The organism is Moorena sp. SIO4A1 (assembly GCF_010672065.1).
Classification (GTDB): Bacteria; Cyanobacteriota; Cyanobacteriia; order Cyanobacteriales; family Coleofasciculaceae; genus Moorena.
Genome location: NZ_JAAHHX010000902.1, coordinates 1 through 1197 on the forward strand (window position 1 = coordinate 1; position 1197 = coordinate 1197).

At 47.3% G+C, this 1197-nt stretch carries 2 protein-coding genes; both read right to left on the reverse strand.

Annotated features, from left to right (window positions below):
* A partial coding sequence (gene csaB / locus F6K53_RS43925; RefSeq protein ID WP_293087136.1) for a polysaccharide pyruvyl transferase CsaB occupies positions 1-551 on the reverse strand: 551 nt, incomplete at its 3' end.
* Between the two features lie 192 nt (positions 552-743).
* Positions 744-1197 (reverse strand): ATP-binding protein (locus F6K53_RS43930; RefSeq protein WP_293087139.1); only part of this gene is annotated, 454 nt, incomplete at its 5' end.

A 1197-nucleotide genomic window follows, 5' to 3' on the forward strand; every position in this document is an offset into this window, starting at 1 on the left:
AAAGTAACTGCTACTCTTGGTGCTGGTAAATCCCACAATCCTGGTACAGGTTTGGAGTCTAATGCCCAAACTGGATCGGGAGCCATAATAAAGGGAATTTCCCAATCCGCTAGGAGTGTCGCTGAGCCATAATCCCTGACACTGACTGCTGTACATCCGGTGAAGGACCGCTGGGCTAGCCAACCAATCAGCCGACGCTTAATTGGACCAACCCCCTGGGCCCAAGCAATGGTTTTCAGACCCATCCTTTGGGCTAATCCCATTAAACCACAGTAGTAGAGAGGGCTAGCGGCACTAGTCACATCTTGGATTAAACTACCACCCCCCCATATGAATAGTTCAGAAAGGCCCATGGCCTTGAGCACTGGTAGAGTAGACATGCGATCGCAACTTTCCACTCCATAGCGCTGACGAGTTTGACTAGGGTTACCGGAAAGGACTATCGGCTTCACTGACTTTGGTAGCATTTGCAGCAGTGACGCTAACAATGCTTCATCGCCACCGTTGCCCTTGCCGTAATATCCACATAAAACTGCTTTGACTTGCTTCATGCCTTCAACTCGTCCTGCCTACGACTCCCTATATTCCCATCCGTGAGTGTAAAAAAAATGCCAATTAAAGTAGGGTGGGCAAAGTAATATTATCTAGAATACTCACGCATAACCAAACTATTTTTGCCCACCCTACAAGCTATAGTGCCATCCGTTAGATCCCTTAACCCATCAATTGCCCCTGATTGGAGCTTATTGCATGCGATCAATAGTACGATATTGAATGGCTTCAGCAACATGTTCGGTTTTAAGGTCATCATCACCACTCAGGTCGGCAATGGTACGGGCAACTTTGAGAATACGGTCGGTGCCTCTAGCAGAAAGACCAAGTTTGCGAATAGCGCTTTCTAATACATTACGGGAAGTATCATCTAATTTACAGAATCGACGTAGATGATAGCTTTGCATCTGAGCATTGCAATGAAGAGTGGGTTCAGTTTGGAAGCGGTCACGAGTGCGATCGCGTGCGACTTGGACTCGTTCTCGCACCGGTGCTGATTCTTCTCCTGTAGACTGTCTAGTAATTTCTTCAGGTTTAAGCCGATTGACCGCTACTTGTAAATCAATGCGATCCATTAATGGTCCTGATAGCTTCGACCAATATTGTTCCCGTTGGCGAGGGGAACAGCTGCAGGCTTGAATTGGA